Origin of the sequence: Synechococcus sp. R55.7, assembly GCF_047461955.1 — a bacterium.
Classification (GTDB): Bacteria; Cyanobacteriota; Cyanobacteriia; order Thermostichales; family Thermostichaceae; genus Thermostichus.
The window spans coordinates 1-8,867 of the sequence record NZ_JANSIC010000072.1 but is presented as its reverse complement, the minus strand read 5'-3'; the positions used below and the strand labels follow the sequence as shown (position 1 = coordinate 8,867).

The 8,867-nt window shown below is 60.3% G+C and carries 8 protein-coding genes; 3 read left to right on the top strand and 5 right to left on the bottom strand.

All coding sequences use genetic code 11. From position 1 onward, the window contains the following. Nucleotides 1-205: 205 nt before the first annotated feature. From NW820_RS05545 to murC, 3 genes are all read right to left on the bottom strand, one after another. Nucleotides 206-472 carry a hypothetical protein gene (locus NW820_RS05545; protein WP_041436475.1) on the bottom strand — a complete coding sequence of 89 codons (267 nt, stop codon included), beginning with the start codon at nucleotides 470-472 and terminating at the stop codon, nucleotides 206-208. A gap of 104 nt (nucleotides 473-576) precedes the next feature. Beyond that, nucleotides 577-1,563 (bottom strand): UDP-N-acetylmuramate dehydrogenase, encoded by a 987-nt coding sequence (murB, locus tag NW820_RS05540; protein ID WP_414406906.1) that lies wholly within the window; start codon nucleotides 1,561-1,563, stop codon nucleotides 577-579. Nucleotides 1,564-1,592: 29 nt separating this feature from the next. Next, the gene (murC, locus tag NW820_RS05535; protein ID WP_414406910.1) at nucleotides 1,593-3,029 is read right to left on the bottom strand and encodes a UDP-N-acetylmuramate--L-alanine ligase; all 1,437 of its coding nucleotides are present in this window, start codon (nucleotides 3,027-3,029) and stop codon (nucleotides 1,593-1,595) included. 462 nt (nucleotides 3,030-3,491) lie between these two features. Between murC and NW820_RS05530 the strand changes: the two genes are divergently transcribed. The 3 genes from NW820_RS05530 (at nucleotide 3,492) to NW820_RS05520 (ending at nucleotide 6,671) form a co-directional block, all read left to right on the top strand. Then, nucleotides 3,492-4,514 (top strand): ABC exporter membrane fusion protein, encoded by a 1,023-nt coding sequence (locus NW820_RS05530; protein ID WP_414406905.1) that lies wholly within the window; start codon nucleotides 3,492-3,494, stop codon nucleotides 4,512-4,514. 9 nt (nucleotides 4,515-4,523) lie between these two features. Further along, nucleotides 4,524-5,708, top strand: coding sequence for an ABC transporter permease DevC (devC, locus tag NW820_RS05525; protein ID WP_011433169.1), 1,185 nt, complete (start codon nucleotides 4,524-4,526; stop codon nucleotides 5,706-5,708). Nucleotides 5,709-5,933: 225 nt separating this feature from the next. Next, nucleotides 5,934-6,671 (top strand): DevA family ABC transporter ATP-binding protein, encoded by a 738-nt coding sequence (locus NW820_RS05520; protein ID WP_414383324.1) that lies wholly within the window; start codon nucleotides 5,934-5,936, stop codon nucleotides 6,669-6,671. Here the strand turns inward: NW820_RS05520 and NW820_RS05515 are convergent. Then, entirely contained in the window at nucleotides 6,668-7,639 is a 972-nt protein-coding gene (locus NW820_RS05515) for a GDP-L-fucose synthase family protein (RefSeq protein WP_041436472.1), read from the bottom strand. The genes NW820_RS05520 and NW820_RS05515 overlap by 4 nt on opposite strands. A 97-nt stretch (nucleotides 7,640-7,736) precedes the next feature. Continuing rightward, nucleotides 7,737-8,867 (bottom strand): NAD(P)/FAD-dependent oxidoreductase (locus NW820_RS05510; RefSeq protein WP_414406904.1); only part of this gene is annotated, 1,131 nt, incomplete at its 5' end.

The following is an 8,867-nucleotide window of genomic DNA, read 5'->3' as shown; positions in this document are numbered from 1 at the left end:
GGATTGTGGTTTGCAGTGGCTCAAAAACTGACAATGCAACCTGAAGTAGCCAAGGTTTTGGCCGAGCGGGGAGAGCGCTGGGTGCCCTGGATTCTGGTGGGTTTGGGGGTGTGGATCCTGTTCAAAAATGAGACTTGGAGATGGCTTTTGTCTTAGACTCTGGCCGGGATTTGTTCGTGATAGCGGGACGGGATTCTTTCGAGTTCTAGTCGTTGTGTCGGTCTAGAGAGGGATCCCAGTCCAGATCTTCGTGGCGGTGCTCCCGTTCCCAGCGATGCACCCAGTCCCAAATGCGATAGTGCTGCTCGGCGGTGAGTTGCTTGGGATCCTGGGCCAAAGCGGCAGCCTCTTCCGGGGTGAGCAAAGCAGCCAAGCTGCCGATCTCCACCAAATAGCGGCGTTCTTCCGCAGTGGTGTGGGACTGATTGAGCCGTCGAATTAAACGACGTAAAGTGGCTACATCTTGACTCATAAGCCGATAGGCGAACATCTACAAAAGGCGGTAAGAACAGTTTAAGAGCAGAATCATCAAAATCACCAAAAGAAAACAGTCCAAATTGTCTGCCCAATGCTCCTCTAATCCTCAAAGGATCCCAGAATGCGCACTTCCGGCTCCAAAAGCACCGACCATTGTTGATAGACCTTTTCCTGGGCCAAGCGAATCAAGCGGTAAATGTCCTTGGCACTCGCCTGATGGCAATTGAGGATGAAGTTGGCATGGCGCTCTGAAATTTGGGCCCCACCGATGCGGTACCCCTTCAAGCCGACCTGCTCGATTAGCCAGCCGGCAGGGTGAGATTCGGGGTTGCGAAAGACGCTGCCACAACTGGGCAAATGATAGGGCTGAGAGCTTAGGCGTTGGTTGAGGTAGCGCTGGGTTTCCCACTGCACCTGGGACGGATCCCTGCTTGGGATCAACTGCAACGTGGCCCCTGTCACCGTCCAGGGGGAGTCCTGTAGGCGAGAGCGGCGATAGCCAAATTGCAGATCGGCAGGTTCTAGGCGGCAGGGCTCTTGTTCCTCGTCCAAAATCTGCACTTCCACCAGCACATCCGCCATGGCGCGTCCGTGGGCACCCGCATTCATCACCACGGCTCCCCCCAGGGTGCCCGGGATCCCAATCGCCCACTCCAAACCGCTCCAGCCTTGCCTGGCGGCGGCCCGCGACAGATTGACCAAAGGCTCTCCGGCAGCGGCCCAAATTCTCCCCCCTTCCAGCAGTTGGATCCCGCGCAGACGGCGGGTACCGATCACCAGCCCCTTCAACCCCGCATCGCTGATGAGCAGATTGCTACCTGCCCCCAGCAGCGTCGTGGGGATCCCTTCTGCTCGCGCCCAAGCCAAACACTGCTGCAGCTCCAGATGGCTACGGGGCTCACAATACCACTCCGCTTTGCCGCCCACGCGAAAGGTGGTCAGAGGAGCCAACGGGATCCCCGATTGAATTCGTCCAGATAGCAGAGCCGCCGGCCCGCGGAGGAGAAGCCTGTCTTCAGCGGTAAGACTTGCCGCCTCAGACTCACAGGAACCGTCCCGCTGAGGCACCACCGGAGCCGTCGTCATGATTCAATACCTCAGAAGCAGCTATCTTTTCAGCTGAAGTTTGGATTTTTGGCTTGCCCAGGCTGTTCCCTCACCTGAGCCGCATATGCCCGCATCGTAGCGATTATCTGCTGATTTAGGTCCCCTGCGCCCAAAAAAACGGCGAGATCTCCAGGCTGCAGGACGGACGGCAACACCTCCGGCAATCGCGGCAAAGACGACACATAGCGCACATGGGGATGGTGCTCCGCCACCGCCACGGCCAAGCGCAAGCTGTCGGAACCCTCAGGCGCCGGCTCTCCTGCCCCATACGTGGGCACGATCACCACCACGTCCGCATTCCCAAAGCAGCGGGCAAAATCCTGGAACAAGGCAGCCAAACGGCTGTGGCGATGAGGCTGAAACACGGCCACCACCCGCCGCTGTTGCAGACGGGCTGCCTGCAGAGTGGCCCGAATCTCGCTGGGATGGTGGGCATAGTCGTCGATAAAGGTGACTCCACCCACTTCCCCCTTGTGCTCAAAGCGGCGATGCGCCCCCCGAAATTGCGCCAAAGCTGAGGCAATCACCGCAAACTCCAAGCCCAACTGTCGCCCCACGGCAACCGCCGCCAGGGCATTGCTGAGGTTGTGGGATCCCAACACCTGTAGGCGAAGCTGTCCGAGGAGGGATCCCTTTTCCCAGATCTCAGCGCAGGTGGAATTGGCAATGTAGAGGATCTGACGGGCTTGGTACTGGGCTTGGGGATGACCGGTCAGGCTGTAGCCCACATCCACCCTCAGGTGAGCCGCCACGTTGGGACAGTCCAGACAGGCCACCAGGGTTTGGCTTTGCTGCCCATACTGTTGAAAAGCCCGGATCACCTGCCCCAAATCGGCGTAGTGATCGGGGTGATCCAGCTCAATGTTGGTGATCACCCCAATCTTGGGATAGAGCCGCACCAGGGATCCATCCGACTCATCCACCTCGGCCACCCAATACTCCCCCTTACCCAGACGGGCATTGCCATCCCAGGCATCCACTTCCCCGCCGATAATCAAGGTGGGATCCCAGCCCGCCGAGAGCAACACATAGCCGATCATGCTGCTGGTGGTGGTTTTGCCGTGAGTGCCGGCCACCCCAATGCCAGAGCGACGGTTAAACAGAGCCGCCAACAAGTCTGCCCGGTGCCAAACCGTCAATCCCTTGCCCAGGGCAGCAGCCAATTCTGGATTGGTGGGGCGAATGGCGCTGGAATAGACCACCTGGGGATCCCCGACCAACCCCTCCAAGCTGTGGCCCTGAAAGAAGCGCACCCCCAAAGCTTCCAGGCGGCGGGTACGGCCATTGGCGACAATGTCGGATCCGGAAACGCGAAACCCTTGTTTAGCCAGGATATAGGCCAGGGCCGACATCCCCACTCCACCAATGCCCACAAAGTGATAGGTGGAAAGCAAGGGATCTAGGGGATCCAAATGCAGGGGCGGAGGCTGAGACCGAACCGGCAACGGCGGGATGGGATCCCTTCCTCCAACTGTTTCCACCATCGCAACTCCACCCCACTCCTAAAACCGCCACACTCCAAAAAAAGGACTGCGTTCTGCTGACTACAAACAGGTTCGAACAGGCCACATCATATCAGGAATCCCCAGAGCTAGGTAGGCTGCGCCCCACCGGTTGCCGTGATCTGCCGGCACCTTGGGGAACCCACAGGGGGTGAAAATACGGTGAGCACAAGCAACACAGAATACAGCTGGACATTTTCATCCCAAAAACTTTACACTTATTTAAGAAAAAGAGGCGGCGTTTGTCGTCTGCAAAGCCACAGCGGGTAAAAGGCCATGAACCCACGAGCGCTTTGGTCGCTGGCAGGAGTCGGGCTGCTTGGTTGTGCCGGTCTGGCATGGCTGGGATTGAGCCAACAGGGAGCCACACAGTCGGTATCGGCAAGTGCAGAGGCAACGGTGGAAATGCGGCTGCCTCCGCAAGTTGGTGCTTTGGGTCGCCTGGAGCCGGAGGGGGAAGTGCTGCGCATTGCCGGTTTCCCCGGAGAACGGCTGGGAGAGCTGCTGGTGGCCGAGGGGGATCGCGTGGTGGCAGGCCAAGTGCTGGCCCGCTTGGAAAGCTACGCCGAGCGGTTGGCGGAGCGAGAGTACGCTGCCGCCCAACTTCAAGAGGCCCGCGCCCGGTTGCAGGCCGAGACCCGTTTCAGTCAGGCCCAAATCCAAGAGGCACGCACCCGCCTCAGCCGTCTGGACGAGCCGCAACAGATGCAAATCCGCTCCCAGGAAGCGGTGGTGGAACGTATCCGGGCAGAACTGGCCGATGCCGAGGCCAATCTGGCCCGCTTTCAGGAGCTCTGGCAGGAAGGAGCAATCTCGCAACAAGAGCTGGATCAACGCCGGCTGCTGGTGCGGCAACGACAGGAGGACTTGCGGGCTGCCGAAGCCACCCTGAGCCAACTGCGCCTGGCCCGTGAGCGGGATCTGCTCAATGCCCAAGCCCAAGTCCAAGCTGCCGAGGCGGGACTGAGTCTGGCCCAAGCCCAAGTCCAACTGGGATCCCTGGCCCGCAATCTGGAACTGGCAGAAGCTCGCCTAGAGCGCACCCTCATCCGCGCTCCCCGTGCTGGACAGGTGCTCAAGATCCACACCCGCCCTGGAGAGGTCATCCCCGCCGGCGAGGGCATTCTCGAGCTGGGCAACACCGACCAGATGATGGTGGTGGCGGAAGTCTACGAGACGGACATCCTGCGGGTTCGGCCAGGGCAACGAGCAACCATCAGCAACCGCGCGCTGGCGGAAGCGTTGCAGGGCCGAGTGGAGCGGGTGGGCCTGCAAATTGGCAAGAAAGATGTGCTCAACACCGATCCTGCCGCCGATGTGGATGCCCGCGTGGTGGAAGTGTATATCCGCCTGGATCCGGAGAGCAGCGCCCGCGTGGCTGGCCTGACCAACCTGCAGGTGAATGTGGCCATCGATGTCGAGGGGTAGGCTCAGCCCATGTACAGCCTGTTCAGTGTGGCTTTTATCGCCCATCGGATCCCGTTGGCCTGGCTGCAGTTGACGCGGGAGAAGATCCGCCTGCTGGTGGCCCTGGCGGGCATTGCCTTTGCTTGCATCTTGATGTTCATGCAGTTGGGCTTCCAAGACAGTCTGCTGGAAAGTGCCATCCGCTTCCACGTGGCCCTGAAGGGAGAGATCTTCCTGGTCAGCCCTCAGTCCAACGCCCTGATTGCCATGAACACCTTCTCCCAGCGGCGACTCTATCAGGCTTTGGGCTTTGAGGGGGTGCGGGCCATCTCACCCGTTTATGTGGGCTTTGCCCTCTGGAAAAACCCGGAGACCCGCCGTACCCGCAGCATTTTCGTGGTGGGAGTGGATCCCTCGGCTGATCTGTTGGACTTGCCGGAACTGACGCCGGACAAGCTGGAAGAGATCAAAAAGGCGGACGTGGTGCTTTTTGACCGCCGCTCCCGCAGCGAGTTTGGCCCCATCCCAGAGTGGTTTGAGTCCGGGCGAGAGGTGGTTACTGAGGTGGGAAACCGCCGCGTCCAGGTGGGGGGCCTGTTTGAGATGGGGGCCACCTTTGGAGCCGACGGCACCATTCTCACCAGCGATCTCAATTTCCTGCGCATTTTTCCGCAGCGGGGGCGCGGCCTGGTGGATATCGGCGTGGTGCAGCTCCAGCCGGGTGTGGACCCGGATCCCTTGGTGCGGCAGATGCGAGCTTTGCTGCCGGAAGATGTGCGGGTGCTCTCACGGGCGGAGTTTATCGATATGGAGCAAACCTACTGGGAAGAGGGCACAGCCATCGGCTTTATTTTCGGCCTGGGGGTGGGCATGGGCTTTATTGTCGGCATTGTGATTGTCTATCAAATTCTCTACACCGATGTGTCGGATCACCTGGCGGAATATGCCACTCTCAAAGCCATGGGCTATACCGATACCTACCTGCTGGGGGTGGTATTTCAGGAGGCGCTCCTGCTGGCCGGCTTGGGGTACATTCCTGCCTTTGCCCTGTCGGTTTTGCTCTACGATTTGACGGCCAATGCCACGTTGCTGCCTATTGCCATGACCTTCAACCGGGCAGTGCTGGTGCTGGGGCTAGCGGTGAGCATGTGCTTCATCTCAGGAGCGATTGCCGTGCGACGGCTGCGGGCAGCCGATCCTGCCGACATTTTCTAGAGTTTTGGCTGTGGGCAGGGCGCCGGGGCGTTGGTAAGTCAATAGTCTGCCAAAGGGGATCGGATGGATGGTGAAGGGTTTGAGCTAGGCTGTCTAAAAACTTCTGGGATCCTCATCAACGCTCTCCGGCCAAAGGTTTCTAAATGGTCTCATCTCAACGCTCCAAATGACGGCCTAAGTGGTCAATGAGTTGTCAACGCAAAGTTTTGAGATTTTGAGTTTCCTATGCTGACTCCTCTTCTCGATCAAGCTGCCCTTGCTTCTGCCCAGAATGCCGTTGAGCCAGTGGTGAAAGCCGAAGGTGTAAACCACTATTTCGGCGAGGGATCCCTGCGCAAGCAGATTCTCTTCGACATTAGCTTTGCCCTGCAGCCAGGGGAGATCGTGCTGCTGACTGGCCCTTCCGGCTCCGGCAAAACCACCCTGCTGACGCTGCTGGGGGCCTTGCGCTCGGTGCAGGAGGGCAGCTTGCGGGTGTTGGGACAGGAGCTGCGGGGAGCTCAGCCCAGTACTCTCATTCAAATCCGCCGCCAGGTCGGGTACATTTTCCAGGCCCATAACCTGCTGCGATCCCTGACGGCAGCCCAAAACGTGCGCATGGCCCTGGAGCTGCACAACGGCCTCTCTCCTCAGGAAGCCCAGCAGCGAGCGGAAGCAATGCTGGCGGCGGTGGGCCTGGGGGATCGCGTCCACTACTACCCGGAACAGCTTTCCGGCGGACAAAAGCAGCGGGTGGCCATTGCCCGCGCCTTGGTTAGCCATCCCAAGCTGGTGCTGGCGGACGAGCCCACGGCAGCCCTAGATAGTAAGTCGGGCCGCGAGGTGGTGACCCTGATGGAGAAGCTGGCGCGGGAGCAGGGCTGCACCATCCTCATGGTGACCCACGACAACCGCATCCTGGACATCGCGGATCGGGTGCTGCACATGGAGGATGGCCGGCTGGAGAGCCAAGGGGTTGCCTAGCTTTGCCCAGAGCAGGCGTGGCGGCGGTACCAGTCGATGGTGCGCTGCAGCCCTTCCCGCAAGCCGACTTTGGCCACAAAACCCATCCTCTCTCGGGCCTTGGAGACATCCAGACAGCGGCGGGGTTGGCCATTGGGCTTGTCCGTTTGCCAGCGGATCTCTCCCCGGAACTCCATCAGCTCGCAGATGAGGGCAATCAGATCCCGGATGGAGATCTCTTCACCGGTGCCCAGGTTCAAGGGATCCGCCCCGTCGTAAAGCTGGGTGGCCATGACAATGCCGCGGGCCGCATCTTCAGCGTAGAAAAACTCGCGGGTGGGGCTGCCATCCCCCCACACTTCGACGTAGTTTTGGCCCCGTTGCTGCGCTTCGTGCACTTTGCGGATCAAGGCTGGGATGACGTGGGAGCTTTCGGGGTCGAAGTTGTCCATGGGGCCGTAGAGGTTCACCGGCAGGAGGTAGATGCCGTTGAAGCCGTACTGCTGCCGGTAGGCCTGCAGCTGCACCAGCAGGGCTTTCTTGGCGATGCCGTAGGGGGCGTTGGTCTCTTCCGGGTAGCCGTTCCAGAGATCCTCTTCCTTGAAGGGAACGGGGGTGAACTTGGGATAGGCGCAGATGGTGCCCACGCAGACAAACTTCTCCACCCCGGCCAGGTAGGCGGCGTGGATGAGCTGGGATCCCATGATGAGGTTGTCGTAGAAGAGTTCTGCCGGCTTGGCTTGGTTGAGGCCGATGCCACCCACGTGGGCGGCCAAATGGATGACGATATCTTGCCCTTGCACCACCTCTTGGCAGACTTCCCAACGGCGCAGATCCTGGGTGCGGGAGCGCGGGATGCGCACCTGCTCCGGCTTTACCCCCAGCACCTGCAACTGTTGCAGCACATGTTTGCCCAAAAAGCCGCTGCCCCCTGTGAGCAAAATGCGCTTCTGGCTGAGATCGACGGAGCTGGGCAAGCTGTTGGGCATAGATCCGACGCAGAGAACTTCCGGCTTTCATTATGCTGCAGACGGGATAGCCGTATTCCAGACTTGTTGGCGATGGTCATCGAGAATAGGCAAGGCATCAACTCAAAACCTGGGCAAACCGCGCCGGCGACAGAGCAGGGATCCATTCATCCGCTTGTCCATAGGCTTGTTGGGCGAAGCGACGGGCCAAAGCGGGCAGGATGGGCAGGGGATTGCTGAAGCCGGAAAACAGTTGTAAGCCTTCCCAGCCGGGCAGGGATCCCACCAGAGGCTGGTGATCAGCGCTGAAGGCCACCAAGCAGTGATACCACCGTCCGGGCAGGTGGGCCAACTTGGGCAGGTAGCGACCGGCTTGTGCCCGGATCTGGGCTTCGCTGGCGGCTGCATCCACCTCGGCATGGGGATCCGTCAATACCCGGCTGATCTGGCCCATGCGAATGCTGCCATCTACAAATTGCAGGATCCCGGCATCCAGAATCGGCGGGCAAAGCTCGTGCCCTGGCTCGTCCCAAAGGGGATCCCGATCGGGATGGGCGGCTTGTCGTTCCAGTTCCAAGCGTTGCACGGGCACGCTCATCACCAACGCTTTCAATTGCAAATCCGAGGGCTCCAGCTCCAGGGATTCGGCATGGGTGTAGTAGATGGGCACCCGGATTCCCGCTTGGCGCAACAGAGCCCGTGTCCAGCCGCCGGCGCACACCACCACCTGGCCTGCTCCGTAGCAGTCGGCTCCGGACTCTACGCCCGTGATGCGCGCTCCCTGCCGCCGCAGGGCCGTTGCTGTTGCGATCAAGAGGGATCCCCCCAATCGTTGAAAGGCTTTTTGAAAGGCCAGCGCCGTCAACAAGGGGTTGATGTGGCCATGCCGAGCCCAGAGGACTACTTCCAGAGCGGCCGGATCCAGCAGCGGCTCCAGCTCGCAGGCTGCCGCCACCGAAATCCGCCGGGGTGGGATGCGACAGTCGGCCAGATCCGCCTCAACGGCCTCTGCATCGTAGCCGGGGGCAATGGGCATGAGCAGGTCCAGCTCACGAAATTGAATGTCTGCCTCCAACTCCTCTGACAGGGTGCGGTAGCGTTGGATCCCTTCTTCCCCCAAAGCTTTGAGCATCGGCGTTTTGCCCGCCCAATGGGCCAAGCCCCCGTAGCTGTAGCGGGTTGCTCCGTTCAGCACTCCATCTTTCTCCATCAGCAGAACGGATCCCCCCTGGCGGGCCAGTTCATAGCT

Bases quoted from the DNA above. Each gene is read 5' to 3' on its own strand.
- NW820_RS05545 (WP_041436475.1), bottom strand. From the start codon at position 472: ATGAGTCAAGATGTAGCCACTTTACGTCGTTTAATTCGACGGCTCAAT.
- murB (WP_414406906.1), bottom strand. From the start codon at position 1,563: ATGACGACGGCTCCGGTGGTGCCTCAGCGGGACGGTTCCTGTGAGTCT.
- NW820_RS05530 (WP_414406905.1), top strand. From the start codon at position 3,492: ATGCGGCTGCCTCCGCAAGTTGGTGCTTTGGGTCGCCTGGAGCCGGAG.
- devC (WP_011433169.1), top strand. From the start codon at position 4,524: ATGTACAGCCTGTTCAGTGTGGCTTTTATCGCCCATCGGATCCCGTTG.
- NW820_RS05520 (WP_414383324.1), top strand. From the start codon at position 5,934: ATGCTGACTCCTCTTCTCGATCAAGCTGCCCTTGCTTCTGCCCAGAAT.
- NW820_RS05515 (WP_041436472.1), bottom strand. From the start codon at position 7,639: ATGCCCAACAGCTTGCCCAGCTCCGTCGATCTCAGCCAGAAGCGCATT.